Source organism: Nocardiopsis sp. FR4, assembly GCF_009830945.1.
Taxonomy (GTDB): domain Bacteria; phylum Actinomycetota; class Actinomycetes; order Streptosporangiales; family Streptosporangiaceae; genus Nocardiopsis.
This window is the reverse complement of the sequence record NZ_VWVV01000004.1, coordinates 141211-164217: the sequence shown is the minus strand read 5'-3', so window position 1 is coordinate 164217 and position 23007 is coordinate 141211. Positions and strand designations below refer to the sequence as shown.

At 72.5% G+C, this 23007-nt stretch carries 22 protein-coding genes; 14 read left to right on the top strand and 8 right to left on the bottom strand.

Annotated elements, in window-relative coordinates:
• The first annotated feature begins 56 nt into the window (after nt 1-56).
• Nucleotides 57-926: a formylglycine-generating enzyme family protein gene (locus FYW95_RS07145; RefSeq protein ID WP_159941996.1), complete on the top strand. Its 870-nt coding sequence runs from the start codon at nt 57-59 to the stop codon at nt 924-926.
• Between the two features lie 91 nt (nt 927-1017).
• Nucleotides 1018-1284, top strand: a complete 267-nt coding sequence (locus FYW95_RS07140; protein WP_159941997.1) for a MoaD/ThiS family protein — start codon at nt 1018-1020, stop codon at nt 1282-1284.
• Here FYW95_RS07140 and add read toward each other — a convergent pair.
• Nucleotides 1253-2350 (bottom strand): adenosine deaminase, encoded by a 1098-nt coding sequence (gene add, locus FYW95_RS07135; RefSeq protein WP_159941998.1) that lies wholly within the window; start codon nt 2348-2350, stop codon nt 1253-1255. The two genes, FYW95_RS07140 and add, sit on opposite strands and share 32 nt — an antisense overlap.
• A 98-nt stretch (nt 2351-2448) precedes the next feature.
• Here add and FYW95_RS07130 point away from each other — a divergent pair, with 98 nt between their 5' ends.
• Nucleotides 2449-3258: a crotonobetainyl-CoA--carnitine CoA-transferase gene (locus FYW95_RS07130; protein WP_201294741.1), complete on the top strand. Its 810-nt coding sequence runs from the start codon at nt 2449-2451 to the stop codon at nt 3256-3258.
• A gap of 29 nt (nt 3259-3287) precedes the next feature.
• On the opposite strand, the gene FYW95_RS07125 is transcribed toward FYW95_RS07130, so the two are convergent.
• Nucleotides 3288-4697, bottom strand: a complete 1410-nt coding sequence (locus FYW95_RS07125) for a metallopeptidase TldD-related protein (protein WP_159941999.1) — start codon at nt 4695-4697, stop codon at nt 3288-3290.
• Nucleotides 4698-4735: 38 nt separating this feature from the next.
• A complete protein-coding gene (locus FYW95_RS07120) occupies nt 4736-6226 on the bottom strand; it encodes a TldD/PmbA family protein (RefSeq protein WP_159942000.1) in 1491 nt (496 codons plus the stop codon).
• 243 nt (nt 6227-6469) lie between these two features.
• On the opposite strand from FYW95_RS07120, the gene FYW95_RS07115 reads away from it, so the two are divergent.
• From FYW95_RS07115 to FYW95_RS07095, 5 genes are all read left to right on the top strand, one after another.
• Complete coding sequence (locus FYW95_RS07115; RefSeq protein ID WP_159942001.1) at nt 6470-7165, top strand: winged helix-turn-helix transcriptional regulator; 696 nt, start codon at nt 6470-6472, stop codon at nt 7163-7165.
• 433 nt (nt 7166-7598) lie between these two features.
• Nucleotides 7599-8882, top strand: a complete 1284-nt coding sequence (locus tag FYW95_RS07110) for a cysteine desulfurase (protein WP_160050188.1) — start codon at nt 7599-7601, stop codon at nt 8880-8882.
• Between the two features lies 1 nt (nt 8883).
• Complete coding sequence (locus tag FYW95_RS07105) at nt 8884-10011, top strand: trans-sulfuration enzyme family protein (protein ID WP_159942003.1); 1128 nt, start codon at nt 8884-8886, stop codon at nt 10009-10011.
• Nucleotides 10012-10156: 145 nt separating this feature from the next.
• The gene (rfbB, locus tag FYW95_RS07100) at nt 10157-11140 is read left to right on the top strand and encodes a dTDP-glucose 4,6-dehydratase (RefSeq protein ID WP_159942004.1); all 984 of its coding nucleotides are present in this window, start codon (nt 10157-10159) and stop codon (nt 11138-11140) included.
• Nucleotides 11141-11217: 77 nt separating this feature from the next.
• Entirely contained in the window at nt 11218-12087 is an 870-nt protein-coding gene (locus tag FYW95_RS07095; protein WP_160050187.1) for a class I SAM-dependent methyltransferase, read from the top strand.
• Nucleotides 12088-12131: 44 nt separating this feature from the next.
• Here FYW95_RS07095 and rfbA read toward each other — a convergent pair whose 3' ends face one another.
• The 3 genes from rfbA to FYW95_RS07080 form a co-directional block, all read right to left on the bottom strand.
• Nucleotides 12132-13028, bottom strand: a complete 897-nt coding sequence (gene rfbA / locus FYW95_RS07090) for a glucose-1-phosphate thymidylyltransferase RfbA (protein ID WP_159942006.1) — start codon at nt 13026-13028, stop codon at nt 12132-12134.
• A 107-nt stretch (nt 13029-13135) separates the two neighbouring features.
• Nucleotides 13136-13909 (bottom strand): class I SAM-dependent methyltransferase, encoded by a 774-nt coding sequence (locus FYW95_RS07085; protein WP_159942007.1) that lies wholly within the window; start codon nt 13907-13909, stop codon nt 13136-13138.
• Nucleotides 13910-13994: 85 nt separating this feature from the next.
• A complete protein-coding gene (locus tag FYW95_RS07080) occupies nt 13995-15227 on the bottom strand; it encodes a cytochrome P450 (RefSeq protein WP_159942008.1) in 1233 nt (410 codons plus the stop codon).
• A gap of 332 nt (nt 15228-15559) precedes the next feature.
• On the opposite strand from FYW95_RS07080, the gene FYW95_RS07075 reads away from it, so the two are divergent.
• Genes FYW95_RS07075 through FYW95_RS07060 form a run of 4 tightly spaced genes read left to right on the top strand, consistent with a single transcriptional unit; the run spans nt 15560 to nt 19501 of the window.
• Entirely contained in the window at nt 15560-17464 is a 1905-nt protein-coding gene (locus FYW95_RS07075) for an FG-GAP repeat domain-containing protein (RefSeq protein ID WP_159942009.1), read from the top strand.
• Nucleotides 17461-18456, top strand: a complete 996-nt coding sequence (locus FYW95_RS07070; protein ID WP_159942010.1) for an RnfABCDGE type electron transport complex subunit D — start codon at nt 17461-17463, stop codon at nt 18454-18456. Before FYW95_RS07075 ends, FYW95_RS07070 begins: the two co-directional genes overlap by 4 nt.
• 14 nt (nt 18457-18470) lie before the next feature.
• Nucleotides 18471-19034 carry a hypothetical protein gene (locus tag FYW95_RS07065; RefSeq protein ID WP_236567718.1) on the top strand — a complete coding sequence of 188 codons (564 nt, stop codon included), beginning with the start codon at nt 18471-18473 and terminating at the stop codon, nt 19032-19034.
• Nucleotides 19031-19501, top strand: coding sequence for a hypothetical protein (locus FYW95_RS07060; RefSeq protein ID WP_159942012.1), 471 nt, complete (start codon nt 19031-19033; stop codon nt 19499-19501). The genes FYW95_RS07065 and FYW95_RS07060 overlap by 4 nt, the downstream gene beginning before the upstream one ends.
• Here FYW95_RS07060 and FYW95_RS07055 read toward each other — a convergent pair.
• Nucleotides 19474-20472, bottom strand: a complete 999-nt coding sequence (locus tag FYW95_RS07055) for a LysR family transcriptional regulator (protein ID WP_159942013.1) — start codon at nt 20470-20472, stop codon at nt 19474-19476. The genes FYW95_RS07060 and FYW95_RS07055 overlap by 28 nt on opposite strands.
• Before the next feature lie 220 nt (nt 20473-20692).
• On the opposite strand from FYW95_RS07055, the gene FYW95_RS07050 reads away from it, so the two are divergent.
• Nucleotides 20693-21850, top strand: coding sequence for an acyl-CoA dehydrogenase family protein (locus tag FYW95_RS07050; RefSeq protein ID WP_159942125.1), 1158 nt, complete (start codon nt 20693-20695; stop codon nt 21848-21850).
• Here the strand turns inward: FYW95_RS07050 and FYW95_RS07045 are convergent.
• Entirely contained in the window at nt 21819-22637 is an 819-nt protein-coding gene (locus tag FYW95_RS07045) for a 4'-phosphopantetheinyl transferase family protein (protein WP_159942014.1), read from the bottom strand. The two genes, FYW95_RS07050 and FYW95_RS07045, sit on opposite strands and share 32 nt — an antisense overlap.
• Nucleotides 22638-22813: 176 nt before the next feature.
• Here FYW95_RS07045 and FYW95_RS27605 point away from each other — a divergent pair, with 176 nt between their 5' ends.
• Nucleotides 22814-22984, top strand: a complete 171-nt coding sequence (locus FYW95_RS27605; protein WP_201294740.1) for a hypothetical protein — start codon at nt 22814-22816, stop codon at nt 22982-22984.
• Nucleotides 22985-23007 lie beyond the last annotated feature (23 nt).

Here is a 23007-nt window from a genome sequence, read left to right as displayed (position 1 = left end):
CGCTATATATTAATATAGTATTTGGGCGTACTGCTCGACGGAACGAGGTCTGCTGCATGGGCGAGATGGTGTACGTGCCGGGCGGGGAGTTCCAGAAGGGATCCCCGCCGTGGGTGCTTGAGTGGCTGGAGCGCGAGAGCCAGCCCTTTCCGGGGGAGTGGTTCCGCGACGAGGTCCCCCAGCGCCCGGAGACCGTGCCGCCGTACTGGATGGACAAGTACCCCGTTACCGTCGCCGAGTTCGCCGAGTTCGCCCGGGACACCGGCTACCGGACCAGCGCCGAACGGGCGGGCCGCGGCATGGTCTACGGCTCCCGCTACTGGGAGGAGCGCGCGGGGGCCTGTTGGCGCCGTCCGGCCGGAGGGGATGCGCCCGGGACCGCGGGCTACGAGGACCACCCCGTCGTCCACATTTCCTTCGAGGACGCGAACCGCTACGCGGAGTGGGCGGGGAAGCGGCTCCCGACCGAGTCGGAGTGGGAGTTCGCGGCGCGTGGACCCGGATTCCGTATCTGGCCCTGGGGCGACGTCTGGAAACAGGACGACGCCAACACGGCGGAGTACCATGCCGGCGCCCTCCACACGCCCGAGCAGTGGCGGCGGTGGTGGGAGGCGGTCTGCTCCGTGAGCGGGCCGATGCCGCAGACCACCCCGGTGGGGGCCTTCGGACCCGCCGGGGACAGCGTCTTCGGCTGCTCCGACATGGCCGGCAACGTCTACGAGTGGAACTCGACCGTCGCCCACCTCTACGACGAGGCCTCCGAGTGCGACGCCACGCTGCGCGCGGTGATGGGGCGCTACAGGGTGATTCGGGGCGGCTCCTGGATGAACTTCCGCTACCAGGTGCGGTGCTGCGAGCGGATGTACGGAGACCCGGACGGCTGGTCCAACTTCGCCACGGGGTTCCGGTGCGCCAGGGACACCTAGGGCGCACCGCCCCGTCTCCGGGGGCGCGCACCCCGCGCGACCGCCCCGGTCCCCAGCACACGACAGGCCCCGGGCCAGGAGGAGCGGAACAATGATCACGATCGTGCTGTCGTCGGCGTGGACGCAGGGAGGGCAGACGCGGTTCGAGGCCCGCGAGGGCACCCTGCGCGAGGTCCTGCGGGACTTCGCCGCGAGCCGACCCGCCTACCGCCACCGCCTCCTCGACGGTGAGGGCGAGCCCCTGGGCTACTTCAACGTCTACCTGGACGAGGAGTTCGTGCCCCGGGGGGAGCGGGCCACGACCCCGGTCCGACCCGGCGCGACGGTCACGATCGTTCCGCCCCTGGCGGGGGGCTGAGGTCGCTCACCCCGGCCCCGCCGAACTCCCCGCGCAGCCTGGCGATGTCGTCCAGCATCGCCTTGCGCAGGGACTCCCCGCAGAACGCCGCGCGCACGCCCGTCTCGGCCAGGTCCAGTATCCGCGGCGCGGGGAGTCCCCACAGCTCACGGCAGAGCCGGTACTCGCGGTCGAGGTCGGTGTCGAACATGGCCGGGTCGTCGCTTCCCAGCACCACGGGGACGCCCGCTTCGAGGAGTTCGGGCAGCGGGTGCAGTGCGAGCGAGGGCACGGCGCCGGTGCGCAGGTTCGATGTCGGGCACACCTCCAGGGGGATGCCGTGCTCGGCCAGGTACCCCACCAGGTCCGGGTCGTCCGCGGCGCGGATCCCGTGGCCGACGCGTTCGGCGCCCAGCAGCCGGACGGCGTCCCAGACCTCTTCGGCGGTCGTCGTCTCCCCGGCGTGGGGAACGCTGTGCAAGCCGTTGGCCCTGGCCCTGTCGAACGCCTCCCGGAAGAGCGCACGGGGAGCCCCGGCCTCGGGCCCCCCGAGCCCGAAGCCCACCGTCCCCTCCGGCCGGTACCGGAGTACCCAGTCGACGGTGTCGAGCGCCCCCTGCGGCCCGTCGTCCCCGGAGGCGTCGAAGATCCAGTTGACGGTGACGCCGTGTCGCTCCGCGACCAGGTCCCGGCCCCGGGCCAGGGCGTGCGCCAGTTCGGCCGGCCCCGTCCCCGAGCGCAGGTGGGAGAGCGGGGTGACGGTCACCTCCGCGTAGCGCACCGCGCGCCCGGCGAGGTCCGCGCCCAGGCCGGCCACCAGCCCCCCGACGTCGTCGCCGCTCGTCACGAGGGCGTTGACGGCCGTGTACACCTCGATGAAGTGCGCGAAGTCGGTGAATGAGAAGTAGTCGCGCACGCTGGCTGTGTCGGTGGGCACGTCGCACGGCGGACTGCGGCGGGCCAGAGCCGCCACGGTCGCGGGCGGTGCCGCTCCCAGCAGGTGCAGGTGCAGTTCGACCTTGGGCAGCGCGGACAGTAGGGCGTCGACGCCGGACGGGTCTTCGGCTCCGGGGGGAAGCGTGTGCACGGGAGTCCTCCTGGCTCAATGTCCTGTGCTGAATTGCTATACAATAATGTAGTGAATTGATGTTCTGTCGCCCAGGACGCCTACCGTGCGGAGGTCCCGTGGTTCGGTTCGACTTCGAGGCGGTCGCCGAGGACTACGTGGAGAGGCGCTTCCCCGGGGCCGGCCGCAGCCTGCGCGGCCTCCCGGGCACGCGCCTGGACTGGGACGAGGAGTACTGCCGTGCGGTGGCGGAGAGCTTCCACCGCGCTCCCGCGGCGCCCGCGCCCCCGTGGCTCCTCCGCTCCTACCGCAGCCTTCAGCGCGAGAGCCTCATGCAGTTCCGGGCGCTCCTGGACGCCGGTCTGCGGATCGAGCCCTGGCACGGGGAGGGGAGCCCGTACGCGGACTCCGGGCAGCTGCGCCGGAGCGTGCTCTCCACGGGCGTGCTCCTGGTCTACCTGACCAGGTCCGGGCACGGCCCGCGGGGAACCGGAGGCCCGCATCCAATGCGGGAGCCCTCCCCGTTCCGGTCCGGCGGTGTGCGGTTCACCCACAACGACGTCTTCCGCGCCGTACACGACGTCTTCGGCCACGTGGTGCACGGCAACGGCTTCGGTCCCCGGGGGGAGTTCCGGGCGACCTACTGCCACATGCGGATGTATCCGCGAGACGTGCACCCCGTACTGTTCACGGAGCAGGTGGCGCAGATCTGCTGGTTCTACTACGGCCCCCACCTGGCGGACGCCGAAGGGCGCCTGCCCCGGCGGGGGGAGCCCGGCTACGTTCCCCCGCCCGAGCGGCCCTACCCGGAACAGAAGGTCGTCGCCCTGTCGCCGGAACTCCTGCGCGGATTCCGGGCCCTGTTCACCGAACCGCTCGCGGAAGCCGGGCCGAACACACCCGGAGGCACCCACCGCGGAGGACGGTGACACCCGGCCCCGGGCGGCAGGGAACACGCCTAGGACGAGGTGGTCGTCGAGGACATCGTGAAACCGGCCACGCGCAGGGCGGGCATGGCCGTCCGGGTGGAGCAGTCCCCCCACTCCCGGGGCAGGGTCCGCTCGGTCCGGCCCACCTCGACCACGCGGTCCAGCATTCCGAGGGGGCTCTCCTCGAAGCGGAAGTTCCCGACCGCGCCCGTGATCTCGCCGTTCTCGACCAGGTAGACCCCGTCGCGTGTCAGTCCGGTCAGAAGCAGCGATCCGGGATCGACCTGGCGCAGGTACCACAGGCTGGTGAGAAGGAGCGCCCGGTCCGTGGAGGCCACCATGTCGGCGAGCGACGGCGCGTCCGCCGGGCCCGCCAAGCACAGGCTGTCGGTCCTCGGGGTGGCCGCGGCGCCGGCGCCCCGGGCCGACCGGCGGTCGCGCACGAGGGCCCCGAGGGTGCCGTCCGCGATCCAGTCCGTGGGCCGCAGGGCGAGCCCGCTGTCGAAGACGGAGCCCTCGGCGTCCCGGGCCACGACGAAGGGCACGCATCCCAGGCCCGGCGATCCCGGGTCGCTCCGCAGCGTCAGCGGCTGCCGGGTGAGCCGCTCCCCGACGCGCGTTCCCCCTCCGGGCCGCCCGAAGGCGGTGCGCCCCGCCAGAGCCTCCTCCGCGTCCATGCTCCGGTACATGTGCAGCATGAGGTCCGCGACGCAGGAGGGGGAGAGCAGCACCTCGTAGCGCCCCGGGGGCAGGACGGAGCGCTCCTTCCGCCAGGGGCGTTCGCGCAGGCGGTCGTCCATGGACGCGACCCAGCCCGGGGGGAAGGGCGTGAGCGGGTCGCCGGACGCGCTGTCCCCCGCCCAGGACGAGGCGGGACTGTCGGCGGCGCGCACGGTGAGGTCCAGGGTCGCCGAGGGCTGCACGTGCCGCAGGCGCGTTCCGGAGGAGGACGCCAGATACGTGGTGCGGATACGGTGCTCGGCGTATCCGTAGAGCAGTCGGGACTCGGCCCGCGCCCGGGCGAAGACGGACCCCAGCTCCTCGGGAACGACCGCCAGGGCGTCCTCCAGCACGCCGGGGACGGGGGCGTCCCAGTCCGCGGCGGAGGAGGCGGGCGCCTCCCGCGGGCCGGGCAGGGCGGGCGCGTCCCGCGACGGGATGCTCTGGAAGGAGGCCCGCCGTGCGTCCTCGGCTATGCCCGCCGTGTCCAGGCCTCGGACGCCGCCCCGGGAGACGACACCCGCGGCCGTTCCCTCCGGTGTGTCCCGCAGGGCCGCGACGGTCGTGCGCCCCTCGTCCGTGTGTCCGTTCCCGATGACGGTGTTCCCCGCCCATCTCAGGTAGGCGGTGCTCGTCCGCTCGACGACGACCACGCATCCGTCGGCGCCGCAGTCGGCCAGCACCCTCTCGGCGGTGTCCTGGGGCGTGTGTTCGGCCACTCGTCCTCCTCGTCTGCGTGCGCGGACGCGCCGCCCGCTCAGGCGGTGCGCTGGACGCGGACCCCCTCGAACAGCGCCGCGGGACAGCCGTGGCCGACCGGGGCGGCCTGTACGGGCTGGCCCTTGGCGCACAGGTCCGCTCCGAAGAGCCGGTACGTACCGGTGCCCCCCACGGCCGTCAGCGAGGCCCAGAAGTCGAGGGTCGTCCCCTGGTAGGCGACACCGCCGAGCTGGCCCGCCAGCTCCCCCCGGCGTACGCGGTAGCACCGCTGGGCGGTGAACTGGAAGTTGCGGCGCTGCATGTCGATGGACCAGCCCGCCGCGCCCACGACGTAGATGCCGTCGGCCATCCCGCTGATGAGGTCCTCGGTCGACGGTCCGCCCGGGACCGGCTGGAGCGAGACGTTGGGCATGCGCTGGAGCGGCGCGTGCGCCGCCGACTCCGCGTACGCGCACCCGTTGGACCGGTCGGCCCCGACCGTGTGCGCGCCGCGCCGGTCGACTTGGAGCCCGGTCAGCACCCCGTTCTCCACCAGGGGCCAGCGCTGGGCGGCCACGCCCTCGTCGTCGAAGCCGACCGTCGCCAGCCCGCCCGGCTCCGTGCGGTCGGCGGTGACGTTCATCAGCTCCGAGCCGTAGCGCAGCGCCCCCACGCGGTCGGGGGAGACGAAGGACGTGCCCGCGTACCCGGCCTCGTGGCCCAGGACCCGATCGAGCTCCGTGGCGTGGCCGACCGACTCGTGCAGGGTCAGCCAGAGGTTCGACGGGTCGATGAGCAGGTCGTACCGGCCCGGTTCGACGGGGGGCGCGTGCAGCTTCGCCTCCAGGTGCCCCGGCAGTTCCTCGAGTTCGGCGTCCCAGTCCCAGTCGGTGCCCGCCAGGTACTCCCAGCCCTGTCCGCTGGGGCCCCCGAGCGTCCGCAGGCTCGCGGACGCCCCCGTGCGCGGGTGGGTGCCCACCGCCACCAGCATGGGGTGCATGCGTATCCGCCGCTGCGCGGTCTCGGTCCCCGCCGAGTCCGCGTAGAACGTGTTCTCCTCGGTGACGACGAGCATCGCCCAGACGTGGGACACCGGGGGGACGCGGAGCAGGCGCCGGCTCCAGTCCGCCATGAGCGCAGCCCTGTCCCCCGACGGCACGTCGAACGGGTTCACCTCGTACTCCGAGCACCAGGTCGCCCGGTGCACCGGCTCCTCCGCCAGGGCCGCGCCGCCGACCCCGGCCCGCGCGGTCGCGTCCGCCATGCGCACAGCGCGCTCCGCGCAGAGCACCGCGGTCCCGGGGGTGGGGTCGGTGAGGGAGGCGAACCCCGTCCCGCCGCCCCGCAGCACCCGCACCGACACCGCGGTGTCGACGGTGTCCGAACCGCTCGACGGCACCCCGTCGTGGAGGAACACCGAGGAGCGGCGGAGGAACCCGACGCGCGCGGACGCGTGCCCGCTCCCCAGCCGCGCCGCCCGTTCCAGGGCCGCGCCTGCGGTCTCGCGCGGGCGAAGGTCGAAGAGGCCGGGATCCACGTCTCCTGGCAAGGGTTCCTCCCGGGCGGCGGCCGTCGGTGCTGTGGCGGCTCGGAACCGGCCGACCGGCCGGTTGAGCGTCAGCGCAGAACATAGCGGTTCGCCGGGGCCCGGACGAGACCCCCGACCGCTCCACGGGGGAACGGGAAGCGGTGCCCGCGCAGGTGGCGGGGGGTCACGGGCCGATGAGATGAGCAAGGATGAAGTAGTATGTGATTAGGAAGTGAATCTACTACGCTGTGAAGGTGAGGTCCGATGGCTCGGACACGCCGTAGCTACAACCAGTACTGTGGTCTGGCATCAGCGCTGGACATCATCGGCGAGCGGTGGACGCTCCTGATCGTGCGCGAGCTGCTCCTCGGCCCCGCCCGCTACCGGGACCTCCTGGACTCCCTGCCGGGCATCGGCACCAACCTCCTCGCCGAGCGCTTGAAATTCCTTGCCGAGCAAGGCGTGATCCGCAGGGCGGCGGGGGAGAACGAGCGCGGCTACGAGCTCACCGAGCACGGAGAGCGGCTGCGGGAACCCGTGCTCCAGATAGCCCACTGGGGCCTGGAGCACCTCGGTGCCCCGGACGAGGGCCAGGAGGTGCGGCCGCACTGGGGCTTCCTGGCGGTGCAGTCCATGCTCGACCCCTCCCGCGCGGGGGACGCCGACGAGTGCTACGAGTTCCGGGTCGACGGGACGGACTTCCACATCCGCGTCGAGGGGGGCAGGGCCACGGCTCACGAGGGGCGCTGCGAGGCCCCCGCCATGCTCGCGGTCACCGACGCGAGGACCTTCGTGGAGATCGGCTCCGGCAACCTGAACCCGTTCATGGCGGTGGTCAGCGGCAGGCTCTCCCTGGACGGCGACGAGGAGTGCGTCCAGCGCGCGATGGCACTGCTCGGCCTCATCGAAGGCGCCGAGGCCCCGCGCAAGCGGTCCCAGGAGGCGGTGGAAGCGGTCTAGAGGGGGCCGCGCGGGTGTGCCGAGGGGCCTTCGGTGCCCGCTTCTGAATCCTTGAAGCTTTAAAATTAAGTGGTAATGTGCCATGGTGTGACACGGTCCTTGTGGTCATCTGCATGGAAGATGGTGGCTGAGGTATGTCCCACCCAGCGCGAATCGCCCCGGTTCATCCGGTCCTACCCGACCGGCGGGGCTCCGAGAGCCAGCTGACCCCGACGCCCGGAGGCGCACCCGCCGTCCGCGGCTCGCGCGCCGGGGTCCGGCCCCGTGTCGCTCACTCTGTCTTCTCATGTCAGGGTGGCAATAGGAATTTCAAGTTTTTTGTTTCCAGGAGCAGCGTGGCGGCACCCGCGCCGCACCGCCGGGAGGCGCTGGCGCAGCCGTCGGCGGTGGTTCCCGACGGAGCCCACGCCCCCGTCCGGGGGGAGGGGGCCGGATGAACCGCGCCGTCCCGGTCGAGGCGGGGCCCGCGGTCGGCCGCGCCGTGAGGGACCGTTTCCCCATCCTGGAGACCCGCCGCGGCGGCCTGCCCCTCACCTACCTCGACAACGCCGCCACCACCCAGAAGCCGCGCGAGGTCGTGGACGCGCTCGTCGACTACTACTCCCGCGCCAACAGCAACGTCGGGCGCGGGTACTACAGCCTGAGCCTGGCGGCGACCGAACTCTACGAGGGGGCGCGCGACCGGGTGCGCAGGGCCCTGAACGCCGAGCACCCCGACGAGGTGGTGTTCACACAGGGCACGACCGCCGCGACGAACCTCCTGGCTGACACCTTCGGCAGGAGGGTCGTGGGCGAGGGCGACCAGGTCGTGGTCAGCGGGATGGAGCACAACTCCAACCTGCTCCCGTGGCGCAGGCTCTGCGAGCAGCGGGGCGCGGAACTCGTCGTCGTCCCCGTGAACGGCCGGGGGCACGTGGACGAGGCGGACTTCCGGGCGGCACTCGGCCCCCGTGTCCGGCTCGCCGCCGTCGCCCACGTCTCGAACGTCCTCGGAACCGTCAACCCCGTGCGCGCGATGATCGCCGACGCACACCGGCACGGAGTCCCCGTGGTGGTGGACGGCGCCCAGGCCGTTCCGCACCGGCCGGTGGACGTCCGCGAGCTCGACGCCGACTTCTACTGCTTCTCCGGCCACAAGGTCTACGGCCCCATGGGCGTGGGCGTCCTCTACGGCAAGCGGGACCTGCTGGCCGACCTGCCCCCCTACCAGGTCGGGGGCGGGACCGTGAAGGGCGTCGCCCACGACGCCCCGGTGCGCCACGTGCCGGTTCCGGCCCGGATGGAGGCGGGGACCCCCGACGTCGCGGGGGCGGTCGGGCTCGTGGCGGCCCTCGACTTCCTGGAGGGCCTCGGGTGGGACGCAGTGCGCCGCCACGACGCCGAACTCGTCGGCCACGCCGTCCGCGCGCTCGGAGGGGTGGAGGGCGTGCGCGTGGTGGGCGACCCCGCGGCCGATCCCAGCGGCATCGTCTCCATCGTCGTCGACGGTGTCCACCCCTACGACGTGGGCGGGCACCTGGACCGCCACGGCATCGCGGTGCGCAGCGGGGTCCACTGCGCCAGTACGTTCCTCGACGACCTCGGTCTGCTGGGCACGGTGCGCGTCTCCTTCGGCGTCTACAACACAGTGGAGGAGATCGACCTGCTCGTCCGGGCGCTCGGCACGCTGCGGCCGGGGAGCTGGACGGCCGACCACCCCACCACCCGGTTCCTGTGACATGCGGTTCGACACGAGGGTCGTCCACGCCGGGCAGGAAACCGACGGTACCGGGGCCGTGGTCCCGCCCGTCCACGTCGCCACGACCTACGACCAGCGGTTCCAGGACCCCCCGCGCTACTTCTACTCCCGTGGTGAGAACCCGACACGGGAGGGGCTGGAGCGCGCGCTGGCCTCCCTGGAGGACGCGCCCTTCGCCACCGCGTACTCCTCGGGACAGGCCGCCGGGGACGCCGTCCTGTCCCTCCTCCCGCCGGGTGGGAGGCTGGTCGCCTCCGACGACGTCTACGGCGGGACGCGGGCGCTGTTCGCCCTCCTGTCCCGGCGCGGGATCACGGTGGAGCACGCGGACCTGACCGACCCGGGAGAACTGGGCGCCGCCCTGGCGCCGGGTGCCGACATGGTCTGGATCGAGGCGCCGACGAATCCGCTGCTCAAGATCGCCGACCTGGCCGACGTGTGCCCGCGCGCCCGGGCGGCGGGCGCGGTGGTCGTGGTGGACAACACGCTGGCCAGCCCGGCGCTGCAGCAGCCGCTGCGGCTCGGCGCGGACGTGAGCCTGTACAGCACCACCAAGTCGATCGCGGGCCACTCCGACGTACTCGGCGGAGCGCTCGTCTGCCGGGACGAAGGGGTGCACCAGAGGCTGCTCGCGTACCGCACGGCGGTGGGCAGCGTCCCCGGGGCCCTCGACTGCTACCTGGTGCACCGGGGGTTGAAGACGCTCTCCCTGCGCGTGGCCAGGCAGGTGGACAACGCCCGGGCCGTCGCCGGGGCGCTGGAGGACGCGGGGCTCACGGGGGCCGTTCACTACCCCGGGCTCCCCGGGCACCGCCAGTACGGCGTGGCCCGCAGGCAGATGGCGGGGCCGGGGTCGGTCCTCAGCTTCGAGTTCACGGGCGACCCCGACAAGCTCTTCCGCCGGCTCCGGCTCTACTCGTGCGCGGTGAGCCTGGGCGGTGTCCGGTCGCTCATCCAGTGCCCGGCGCGGTCGACGCACGCCGGGCTTCCCCGGGACTTACGGCTGCGGCTGGGCATCACCGACGGCCTGGTCCGCCTGTCAGCCGGGATCGAGGACGGAGCCGACCTGGTCGAGGACCTACTGACGGCACTGGACGCCACCGGCTGACCGGTGGGCGTCCCACCACGACGCGGAGGGGTGGACACATGAACGGTCCGCGGACCGGGCGGACGCCGCCACGGACCCGGGGCGGCGCCCCGGGGAGGGGGCCGGCGGGGCGTAGGGGCGGAGACGACGTGAGGCGGACCGACGTATGAGGATGCTCGTCACCGGCGCCGCCGGATTCATCGGTTCCAACTACGTCCGGCGGCTGCTCGGCTCCCGGTCCCTCCCGGGCGGACGGCCCCGGCGGATCACCGTGCTCGACAAGCTCACCTACGCGGGGAACAGGGAGAACCTCGCCCCCGTGGAGCACGACCCGGATTTGACCTTCGTCCGGGGGGAGACCACGGACACCGCCCTGGTCGGCGACCTCGTCGCCGCGCACGACGTCGTCGTCCACTTCGCCGCCGAGTCGCACGTCGACCGCTCCATCCTGGCGGCACAGGACTTCGTCGTGTCCAACGTCCTGGGCACCCAGACGGTCCTCGACGCGTGCCGGCTGCACGGCGTCGGCCCGTTCGTGCACGTCTCCACCGACGAGGTCTACGGGTCGGTGGAGCGGGGATCGTGCGGGGAACAGGCGCCGCTGCGGCCCTCCTCGCCCTATTCGGCGTCCAAGGCCGCGGCGGACCTGCTGGTGCTCTCCTACCACAGGACGCACCGGATGGACGTGCGGATCATCCGCAGCTGCAACGGGTACGGTCCCTACCAGTTCCCCGAGAAGCTGGTCTCCTCCTCGATCACCCGACTGCTCACGGGGCGCGAGGTGGCCCTCTACGGCGACGGCATGCACGTCCGCGAGTGGCTCCACGTGGACGACCTCTGCGACGCCGTGCACCGCGTCCTGCTGTACGGCCGCCCCGGCGAGGTCTACAACGTCGGCGGCACGCAGCTGACCAACAGGGAGGTGACCGGCATGCTCCTCGCCGCCTGCGGAGAGGGATGGGACCGGGTCCGCTACGTGGAGGACCGCAAGGGGCACGACCGCCGGTACTCGCTGGACTGGACCAAGGCGCGCCGGGAACTCGGCTTCGTACCGGCCGTCCGCTTCGCGGACGGAGTGTCCGGCACGGTCGCCTGGTACCAGGACAACCACCGCTGGTGGAGGCCGCTGACGGACACCGTCGCCTGCTGACGGGCGTCCGCCGTCCCCCTCGCCGACCCGCCGTCCGCCGAGCGCACACCCCCAGACAGCCCGACCGGGAGGACCCCATGCCGAGCACACGACTCGATCCGCACACCGTCAAGAGCGACCAGCGCGCCACGTGGGACGCCATCAGCCCGGGCTGGGAGGCATCGCTGGCCGTCTTCGAGCGGGGCGCGGCACGGGTGACGGACCGCCTCCTGGAGCTGGGAGGCGTCCGCCCGGGCCAGCGGGTGCTCGACGTCGCCACCGGGCTGGGCGAGCCGGCGCTGACCGCCGCGAGGGCCGTCGGCCCGCGGGGGAGGGTCGTCGGCGTCGACATCTCGCCGGGAATGCTGGAGGTCGCCGCCCGGCGGGCACGGGGCCTGGGGAACATCGAGTTCGAGGTCGGCGACCTGGAGGCGATCGACCGGCAAACGGGTTCCTTCGACGTGGTGCTCAGCCGCTGGGGCCTGATGTTCGCCCTCGACCGCGTGCGTGCGCTGCGGACGATCGCCGGGCTGCTCGCCCCGGGCGGAGTCCTGGCCGCGGCGGTGTGGGGGCCGCCGCGGTCGGCGCCGATGATGTCGTTCGGCTACGCCGTGCTCGGCAAGATGATCGATCTCGAGCCGCCTCCGCCGGGGACGCCGGGGCCGTTCACCATGTCGGAGCCGGAGGGGGTGGCCGAGGAACTGCGCGCCGCCGGCCTCGGTGAGGTGTCGGTCGAGGAGGAGGTCGTTCCGTTCCGGCTGCGGACGGGAGCCGAGTACGCCGAGTTCACCCGCTCCGTGGCTCCCCCCGCGCTCCTGCGGCGCGTGCGCGACCGGTTCGGGAGCGAGGACGCCCCCGCGGTGTGGCGGGCCGTCGCCGAGGCCGTCGAGGACTCCTACGCGGACGGGGACGGGGTCCTCCTACCCTCGACCGCGCTGTGCCTGCGGGCCGTCGCGCCGGCGGGCTGACCGTGCCGGGGCGCCCGGGCCACCGGCACGGGCGCCCCGGCCGCTCAGCCGTCCCCGGCTCCCGGGCGCATGCGCGCCCGGAGCGCGGCGCGGACCACGTACTCGCCGTAGGGCGATCCCCTGAGCCCGGCGCCGAGCGCCAGGCAGGCGTCGGCGTCGATGTAGCCCTTGCGCAGGGCGACCTCCTCAAGGCAGGCGACGCGCACACCGTCGCGGTGCGCGATCTCCCGTACACGGGATCCGGCGTCCAGGAGCGACTCCTCGGTTCCCGCGTCCAGCCACAGGACGTCGGGCCCCAGGTCCACCAGTCGCGCCCTCCCCTCCTCCAGGTAGGCGAGGTTCACGTCGGTGATCTCCAGTTCCCCGCGGTCGGAGGGCTTGATTCCGGCCGCGATGTCCAGGACCCGGTTGTCGTAGAGGTACAGGCCGGTCACGGCCGTCCTGGAGCGGGGGTGCTCGGGTTTCTCCTCGACGGAGAGCAGAACGCCCGAGGGGTCGACCTCCGCGACGCCGTAGCGGTGGGGGTCGGGTACCTCGCTGCCGAAGAGGACGCACCCCTCCAGCCCCGCCACCGCCTCCCGCAGGATGCCGGGAAGCGTTCCTCCGTGGAAGAGGTTGTCGCCGAGGATCAGCGCGACGTCGTCCGTTCCGATGAATGCCGCGCCGATGGAGAACGCCTCCGCCAGGCCGTTGGGCTCCGCCTGGACAGCATATTCGATTCGCAGGCCGAACCGGTTTCCGTCGCCCAGGAGAAGCCGGTACTGGGGTAGGTCGCGCGGGGTGGAGATCAGGAGGATGTCCCGGATCCCCGCCTCCATGAGAACCGCCATCGGATAGTAGACCATGGGTTTGTCGTACACCGGGAGCAGGTGTTTCGAGGTGGAATTCGTCAATGGGTAAAGTCTGCTGCCATTTCCTCCGGCGAGGATTATTCCTTTCATGAATTTGATTGTTTCATTCTTCTGCGGGAAGTGGCAATGTCTTCTCCGCTACGTTTTTCTTTATTCTTTCGGGGTTTCGCTTCTCCGTTTCCGGTCCGTGCGCCGCGTCAGCCGGGCCACCGGAGATATGCGGGTGCGGGGCGGCCGGGGAGGAGGCGGAACCCGCCGGCGCCGAGTCCCAGCGTTTCCCGCACCGCCACGTTCTCCCCCGGCCACTTCGGGTGGTCGAGTTCGTCGAAGGCGAGCACGCTGCCCCTGGTGAGGTAGGGGCGGATGAGTTCCAGGACGCGGCGGCTCGGTTCGTAGACGTCCAGATCGAAGTAGGCCAGGGCCACCACCGTGTGGGGGTTGTCCTCCAGGTAGCGCGGCAGGGTCTCCCGCACGTCGCCCTCGACGACGATGGTGCGGTCGCTGATGTGCCGCAGGTGCTCGGCCGACTCGTGCGCCGCGATCACGGCCCGCAGGTGGTCGGGGTAGCCCTCCGGCAGGGCGAACCTGCCGACTACGGCGCTCGGGCTCACCTCGTCCACCGGCGAGACGTCGGGAAACCCGGTGAACGTGTCGAATCCGACCACCCGGCGGAAGGGGTTATAGGGTTCGTGGACCCCGCGCAGGGCGGTGAACGCACCGAGGTGGCGGCCGTGGCGGACGCCGAACTCCATGATCACGCCCGGGATGTCGAGGACCATCCGGTAGAGGGCGTCCATGGAGAGCAGGTCGGCGAGCTGCTGCCTGCGGAGGTAGAGGGGGAGGGCGTCGACGAGCTCCTCCTCGGGGATCGGGGTCTCGGCGAGCAGCCGGGCCAGGGTCCGGCGGGTGAGCAGTTCCGCCTCGGAGTCGTGTGGGAAGGCGCTGGGAGCCGTGCCGCCGGTGTCCTTCATGGGTTCTCACCTGTTTCCTGGGGGTTCGGTCCGGGCTGGGCGCGGGGTCGGGGGACCCCGGGGCGTCGGGTGCTGGTCGCGGGGCTCACCACGTCACGGGGAGTTCGTCGACGCCGTAGATGTTCGAGGTCCGCCTGAAGGCCACCTCGTCCAGCGGCACCGCCGCCCGCAGGGAGGGGATGCGCCGGAAGAGGGTGCCGAGGGTGATCTGGAGCTCCGCGCGGGCCAGGTTCTTGCCCAGGCAGTGGTGGCGTCCGAAGCCGAACGCCAGGTGCGGTCGCCCGCGCCGTTCGATGTCGAGCTCGTCGGGCCGCTCGAAGACCTCCGGGTCGCGGTTGGCGGTCTGCACCACCGTGACCAGTCCGTCGCCGTCCCGGATCCGCACCCCCGCGATCTCCAGGTCCGCCACCGCCGTCCGGGAGGTGGCCGCCTCCACGATGCTGCAGTAGCGCAGGAGCTCCTCCACGGCCCCGGGGACGCGCTCGGGCCGGGAGAGCATCAGCGCCAGCTGCTCCGGGTGCTGGGACAGGGCCAGCACTCCCAGGGCGATCATGCTCGACGTGGTGATGTGCCCCGCGACGAGGAGGACGAACGCCGTGCTGGCGAGCTCGTCCCGGTCGGGGCCCCCTTCTCCGCCGGCGCCGTGGGCGAGTCGGCTGAGGAGGTCGTCCCCGGGCGCGCGCTCCTTGTCGGCCACGACCCCCTCCAGGTACGAGCGCACCGAGCGCGCCGCCCGGGCGCGCTCGGGGGCGGGGACGCTCCGGTCCATCATCAGGGCGGTCGCGGCCTCGAAACGCTCGTGCTCCGCGTAGGGGACGCCGAGGATCTCGCAGACCACCCTCGACGGAACCGGCAGGGCCAGGTGCCGGACGAGGTCCAGCGGTCCGCCGGCGCGCAGCATCCGGTCCACGCACCCGTCCACGATCTCCTGGATGCGGGGGCGGAGCCGGTCCACGCGGCGCACCGTGAACTCCCCGACGAGCCGGCTCCGGGTCCGTGTGTGCTCCGGGGGGTCCTGCCAGTTCAGGGGTGCGCGGAAGAACGAGTCGCGCCTCTGCTCCTCGGTGGCCGGGGCGAAACGCGGGAAGCCGTGCCTGCGCCGGTCCGCGCTCGTGTGCGGATGGCCGAGCACGGCCCGTACGTCCTCGTACCGGGTGACCATCCAGGCCTCGTTCCCGCCCAGCATCCGGACGGGGGCCAGGGGCCGTTCGCGCCGCCTGCGCTCGTACGCCTCCGGTGGGGCGAAGGGGCAGTTCCTGGCCAGGGGGAACACGTCGGCGTCATCGGGCGGGGCGTCTCCGGAGGAGGGTGGCTGCATCAGGACTCCCACGTCGCGGGGCGGTGACCGGAGATCGACAATCACTTACTTTTCATATAGTTGCACATCGGTTGGTCTCAACGCGACACCGGATTTCGCGGGGACCGGCCGACGCGCCTCGTCCGGTCCCGCGCCCCGGGCCCCGCGGCGGGCGAGTCCGCTCCGCGGGGCGGGACGGGCCCCGGTGTACGGGGTTTCCGGCCCCTCTTCTCTATCCGTGCGGGACTCCGCGCGCTGCGTAGCGGAGAGCAAGCCGGAAGAGGACGGTACCCCCGCGGCGACTCACGATGGAGGGCATCCGGGATCGACTTCCACCTCTCAGAGGAGCGTTGATGCGGTTGACTTTCCAGCTGCTCAGGATCGCCGTCGCCGTCATACTCGTCGGCGCTCTGGCGGCCATGACGGTTCGCCCGTCCCCAAGCGGTGCCGAGGCCGCCGACCTGGCCGCCCCCTTCTCGTTCTCCGTGCTCGACCTCAACTCGGCACCGCCGGACGCCCGGACCGAGCGCGACGTGGCACCGGACCTGGAGCACTTCCGGGGCTGGATCTCCGCCGTGGGGGCGGGAGTCTCCCTCACCGACCTGCGCGGCCTGGGGCGGCCCGCCGACGCGTGCCTGGTCGACCCCAGGGACGACAGCGTCACCCTGCGCTCCGTCCCCGGCAGCGGAGCCGACGCCTACCCCGTGGTGGAGCTCGTCCCCGACCTGCCCTACGACGACACGATGGCCCCCATGGGGTGCGTCCCCGCCGACCTCGACGAGGACGGCGACACCGACCTGATCGTCTACTACTGGGGCAGGTCACCGGTGGTGTTCCTCAACACCTCCGGCCCGGACGGCCCTCCCACCGCGGACGGCTTCTCCTCCCACGAACTCGTCGAGCCCATGCAGGTGTGGAACACCACGGCCCTGAACGTGGCCGACCTGGACGGCTCGGGCAGCCTCGACATCCTCGTCGGCAACTACTTCCCGGACGGCGCCCGCGTACTGGACACCGGGGCCGACGACGAGACCCGTATGCAGATGCAGGACGGTATGGGCCTGGCCTCCAACGCGGGCCGCAACCGCCTCCTCCTCACCCAACCCACCGGAGAGCCCGACACCCCGCCCGTCATCACCGACGCCAGCACCGCCCTGCCCGAACCCGCGACCACCGGCTGGACACTGGCGGTCGGCTTCCAGGACCTGACCGGCAACTCCCTTCCCGACCTCTACCTGGCCAACGACTTCGGCAACGACCACCTGCTGGTCAACCGCTCCACGCCCGGCGACGTGTCCCTGGAGGCCCTCCGTGGCGACAGGGACCTGTTCACGCCCAAGTCCAGCGTCCTGGGCAACGGCTCCTACAAGGGCATGGGCGTGGCCTTCACCTACGGGGAGGGGGCCGACCTGCCGACGATCGTGGTCAGCAACATCACCACCCCCTACGCCCTGCACGAGAGCAACTTCGCGTTCGTGCCCACCGGCGAGGGCGCCGACCTCCTGGACGGCGAGGTCCCCTACAGCCAGGAGAGCGAGCCCCTCGGCCTGTCCCGGAGCGGTTGGTCGTGGGACGTCAAGGCCGGCGACTTCAACAACGACGGAACCGAGGAGCTGTTCCAGGCCACGGGCTTCCTCAAGGGCGACACCGACCGCTGGCCCCAACTGCAGGAGCTGGCGATGGGCAACGACGAGCTGCTCCGGTACCCGTGGGCGTGGCCGAACTTCCAGCCCGGCGACGACCTGTCCGGAAACGAGCACAACCCGTTCTGGGTGCGCGGTCCCGAGGGGCGCTACGCCGACGCCGCTCCGCAGCTCGGCCTGGACGAACCCCGGGTCTCCCGGGCCTTCGCCCTGGGCGACGTCAACGGCGACGGCCTCCTGGACGCCGTGGTCGCCAACCAGTGGGAGGACTCCCAGGTGCTGATCAACGAGGCCCCCGGGGCGCCGCCCGGCGTCAGCCTCCGGCTGATGGTCCCCGCGTCGGCGGCCCCGGACCGGTGGAGGCCCGCCATCGGAGCGAGCGTGACCGTGCGCGAGGGGGGCTCACCCGACCAGAAGCGCCAGCTCTTCCCCGCCAACGGCCACGTGGGCGTGTCCGCCGACACCCTGCACCTGGCCGCCGCGCCGGACGGAGCCCTTCCCCTCACCCTCTCCTGGCGGGACACGGACGGCGGCGTGCACACCGCCGACGCGGACGTGGGCCCCGGAACCCACACGATCCACCTCCACGACGACGGAACAGCGGAGATCCGATGACAGCGACACGACCGTCCGCGCCCGTGGACGTCAGCGAGACAGCGCACGAACGGCCTCCGGCCGCGCCACCGGACACCCCCGCCGCGCGGCCCGCGCCCGACAACAGGGTCAAGGCCCTGCGCATGTTCGCGACCAGCATCACGGTCTTCACCGTGCTCGGCCACCTCTTCCTGGGGTTCGAGCAGTCCCCGATCACCCCGATCGCGGCCGTGCTGGTGGGGTACGCGGTCGACCTGGCCATGGAGGCCCTGGGAGCACGGGCCGAGGGGCGCGCGCCCGGCTACGCCGGCGGTCCCGGCGCACTGGTCACCTACCTGCTGCCCACCCACATAGCCGGGCTGGCGTGCGCGATGCTGCTGTGGGGCAACGAGTCGCTCTGGCCCTACCTCTTCGCCGTCACCGTCGCCGTGGTCGGCAAGCACCTGATCCGCATCCCCGTGCGGGGCCGCAGGCGCCACTTCCTCAACCCGTCCAACTTCGGCATCGCGGTCACGCTGGTGCTCTTCCCCTGGGTCGGAATCGCGCCGCCCTACCACTTCACCAACAACACGTCCGGGGCGCTGGACTGGCTGCTGCCCCTCGGGATCCTCATGGCCGGGACCATGCTCAACGTCCGTCTGAGCGGCCGGTGGCCGCTCATCCTTGGCTGGGTGGGCGGATTCGCCGCCCAAGCCGTGGTGCGCTGGCTGCTGTTCGACCACGCGCTGGTCGCGGCCCTGCTGCCCATGACCGGGCTGGCGTTCATCCTCTTCACCAACTACATGATCACCGATCCCGGGACGACACCCCACAAACCGCGGAACCAGGTCGTCTTCGGGGTCTCGGTGGCGGCCGTCTACGCCCTTCTGGTGACCTGGCACGTCGTGTTCGGCCTCTTCTTCGCCCTGGTGATCGTCTGCGCGCTGCGCGGCGTGATCCTCCTGTCCGCGCCCCTGACCGCCCGCACCCCCGCCCCAGAAGCCACCGCATCCACCCCCGGGAGCGTCCGATGACGATGAGGGAGACCGTGAGTCGGCGGTACCACGACCGGCTCCAACAGGTGAACACCCGAGGCCACAGGACCTGGGTGCAGCTGTTCATGGTGGTGGTGATCGCCCACTGGGCCGAGCACCTCGCCCAGGCAGTCCAGCTCTACGTCCTGGACTGGCCGCTGGCCGAAGCGCGCGGAGTGCTGGGCATCCCCTTCCCGTGGCTGGTCAGCTCCGAGTGGATGCACTACGGCTACGCCCTGGTGATGCTCGTGGGGCTGGCGCTCCTGCTGCCGGGCTTCACCGGGCGTGCGCGCACCTGGTGGAAGATCTCGCTCTGGATCCAGGTGTGGCACCACCTGGAGCACTTCCTGCTCCTGCTCCAGGCCCTGAGCGGCGTCCGCGTCGCCGGCCGCGAGGACCCCACCAGCCTCATCCAGCTGCTGATACCGCGGGTGGAGCTGCACCTGCTCTACAACGCCCTGGTCTTCGCACCGATGCTCGTCGCCATGTACCTGCACACCCGGCCCGGACCGGCCGAACGCCGGCTCATGGTCTGCGGGTGCGCTGACCACACGGCCCCCGGAGAGGGGGACCGTTGAGCCGGTCCGGAGCGGGGCACCGCCGGATGGGCGCGTTCCAGGTGGTTGTGCTCGTCCTGGCCGTGCTGCTGGTGTACCTGGGCGCGGGAAACGTCGACCGGGTCGTCCGCGCGGCCCGCGCCGACGGGGACCCCGGGCGGTTCACCGCGGTCAGGGAGGAGTGCGTCAGCCACCTTGGACACGAGTCCTGCACCTGCTACGGCGACTACCGCGCCGACGACGGCTCGGTGGAGCGGGAGGGGGTCTACCTGGCCGGCGGAGACACCTGCGACGCCGGGACGCGGACGGCGGCCGTGGACATCGGCGCCACCAACCGCGTCTACCACCCCGACGGGTCGCACGAATGGATCGCCACGGCCCTGATCATCCTCGTGGGCGCGGCCCTGGGCGTGTGGGCGCTGCTTCCGGTCCTGCGGCGGGGGAGGCCCGTGCCGGCCGGTCAGGCGTCGAGGGATCCTGACATCTGACCGGAGGCGCGGACGGACAGCGGTCCGCCGGCTCCGGCGGTCCCGGACCGCGCTCCACCGCACGCACGCTCCGGCGTGCGCGAGGAGTCGCGCAGGATCTCCCGGGCCAGCCGGGCGATGCTGTCCGAGGCCTGGTGGATCGGGCTGTCGCGCCGCCACACCAGCAGGTGGCGCAGCTGTATGGGCGCGCCCTCCAGAGGGCGGACCACCACGTCCGGGCCGCTGTCGAAGTCGGGCTGGCAGGGCGCGACCGCCCGCCGGTCCGCGATCAGGTCGCGGATCTCGGAGCGGTCGTGGAGCCGGTAGGGCACGTCGGGGGTGAACCCGGCCCGCTGGCAGGCCAGGTAGAAGCACTCCGGCCAGCCGGTGCCGTCGGGCGGGGTGAGCGCCCAGGGGCAGTCCGCGAGGTCGCCCAGCCGGACCAGGGGTCTGGCGGCCTGGGGGTGGTCGGCCCACAGCGCCACGTGCAGCGGTTCCACCGACAGCATCGCCCAGGACAGCGGCCCGTCCGTGGACAGGTCGCGGTCCACGTAGTCGATCGTGGTCCCCAGGTCCAGCCGGCCCGCGCGCACCAGGTCGGTGACCAGCTTGGGGGAGTACTCGGTGCGCACGTGCACGGGGACGCGGGGGAAGACCTCCGGCAAGCGGGCCGACAGCTCTATGGTCAGCGGTCCCACCCCGCCCACGCGCAGGGTCGCGGGGGAGGCGCCGCGCGCGGTGATGTCGTGCAGCAGGTCGTCCATGGACAGCAGGACCGAGCGCGCGCGCACCAGTACGAACTCGCCCAGTTCGGTGGGGCGCACACCGGAGCGTCCCCGGTGGAACAGCGCCCCTCCGACCTCGCGCTCGATCCGCTGGAGCTGGGTGGTCAGCGCCGGCTGGGAGGTGGAGAGCGCGGCGGCCGCCTTGGTCACGCTGCCGGTGTCGGCCAGAAGGCAGAGGGTGCGCAGGTGGCGGAGTTCGAGGTCCATGCGTGGAATCTAGGACGGGGAGGGGGCTCGTGTACAGACGTGCTCCCGTCCCGGTCCGGCGGAGCCGTGCCGTCTAACCCGGCGGCGGCCCGCGCCGCGACTGTCGAGGTCCCCCTGCTGTCGGCGCGGGCTTGTGGGATAGGGTGCTCTGCGCCACCATATAGTTGGACGTCCTACTAACATCCACATGCTGGACAGTCCACAAGCGCGGGAGAGGCTCATGACGGTCGAACGCACGCTTCCCACCCCTGAGGCGGAGCAGCTCCTGGAGCTGGTCCGGGAGATCGTGGACAAGGAGGTGGGCCCGCGCGCGGCCCACGACGAGGAGAACGGCCTCTTCCCCCGTGACGTCTTCGGCCTGCTCGGCTCCGCGGGCCTGCTCGGACTGCCCTACCCCGGCGAGTACGGCGGCGGGGACCAGCCCTACGAGGTCTACCTGCAGGTCGTGGAGGAGCTGGCCCGCGGGTGGCTGGCGGTCGGTCTGGGCGTCAGCGTCCACACCCTCTCCTGCTACCCCGTGGCCGCCTTCGGCTCCCCGGAGCAGAGGGCCGCCCTGCTTCCCGACATGCTCGGCGGCGAGCTCCTGGGCGCCTACTGCCTGTCCGAGGCGGCCTCGGGCTCCGACGCCGCCGCCCTGACCACCCGCGCCGAACCCGACGGCGACGGCTACCGGGTCAACGGGGCCAAGGCCTGGATCACCCACGGCGGGCGGGCCGACTACTACACCCTCTTCGCCCGCACCGGCGCCCCCGACTCCGGGCCGCGCGGCATCAGCTGCTTCCACGTGCCCGCGCACACCCCCGGTGTGGGCTCGGCCGCGCCCGAGCGCAAGATGGGCATGAACTCCTCGCCCACCGCCGGGGTGCTCCTGGACGACGTCCGGCTCGGGGCCGACGCCCTGGTCGGGGAGCGCGACCGCGGCTTCGGGGTGGCCCTGGCCGCCCTGGACTCCGGACGCCTGGGCATCGCCGCCTGCGCCGTCGGCCTGGCCCAGGCGGCGCTGGAGGCCGCCCTGGCCTACTCACGCGAGCGCCGCCAGTTCGGCACCGCGATCGGGGACTTCCAGGGCGTGGGCTTCATGCTCGCCGACATGGCCACCCAGGTCGCCGCCGCGCGCGAGCTCTACCTGTCCGCCGCCCGACTGCGCGACGCCGGGCGCTCCTTCGGCGAGCGGGCGGCCATGGCCAAGCTCATGGCCACCGACACCGCCATGCGGGTCACCACCGACGCCGTCCAGGTGTTCGGCGGCTACGGCTACACCCGCGACTTCCCGGTCGAGCGCTACATGCGCGAGGCCAAGGTGCTGCAGATCGTGGAGGGCACCAACCAGATCCAGCGCCTGGTCATCAGCCGCCACCTGGCCCGCTCCGCCGGCTGAGGGACCCCTCTCCCGCCGAACGCAGCAGCCGCACCGTCTCCTCGTGGGGGCGCACGGCGACCCGGACCGGGCGGGAGGTCAGCACCGCCAGCGCCGAGCGGTACTCCCCGCCCCGATCCAGGTCGAACAGGGCGGCCTCCTCCGGGCCGCCGCCACCGGTCCAGGCCAGCAGCGCGGGGTCGGCGTCGGCCGGGCTCACCACCACGCGGCTCAGGCCGCCGGACAGGCCCAGACCCGTCGCCTTGAGCAGGGCCTCCTTGCGGGCCCAGTAACGGAAGAAGCCGCCCGCCCGCTCCTGGGCGGGCAGGAGCTCCCAGGCCCGGTGCTCGGCCTCGCCCAGGGTGTAGCCCGCCAGGCCCTCCAGATCGCGGTCGGCCGAGACGCGCTCCACGTCCACGCCCACGGGAACCTCGCGGGCCAGGGCCAGCGCCACCCACTCGCCGGAGTGGCTGACGGAGACCTCCCACCCCTCGGCCGGCCCGGTGGGGTGGGGTTTGCCGTGCGGGCCCTGCTCGTCGGCGCGGCTGGCGCCCGCGCGCTCCTTCTCCGCGCAGGAGCGGCAGCGCAGCTCGAAGGCCACCTTCTCCGGCGGGCAGCCGGCGCGCTCGGCCAGCAGCAGCCGGGCCACGGCCCGGCCCAGCAGGTGGCGGTCGCGGTCGGCCTGGTGGCGGAACCGGGCGTTGCGCTCGCGTTCCCCCTCGTCCAGCAGGTTCAGCAGGCGCGGATCGGCGGCGGAGGTGCGTGCCCACCACACCTCGACGGTCAGGGATGTCGGGTCGAGCGTCATGCCCTCATTGTGGCCGCTCCGGTCCCCGCGGGGGCGCCGACCGTCCGTTGCGCGTCAAACCGGAGTATCCCCGGACCCAAGCGGGCGGCGCGATTGCGCCGCGTTTCCTGGTGTGAGGTCAACCGAAACCGGGAATCCGGTTATTGACAGGTCAGCCCGTCCCCTGGGAGGCCCAGATGTCCGTCGTCGTGCTACTCGGAGTGGGAGCCATCATCGGTCTGGTGGCTCTCACGGCGGTGGTCATCGTCACCCTCCTCGTGGAGGGGCCGGAACCGACCGGCGAGGACTCCGCCCCGGACGCCTCCGAGCCCGGGCGCGGGGCGAGCCGGAACGGGTCCGTAGTCTAGGACCCGCGCGGGACCGCTGCCCG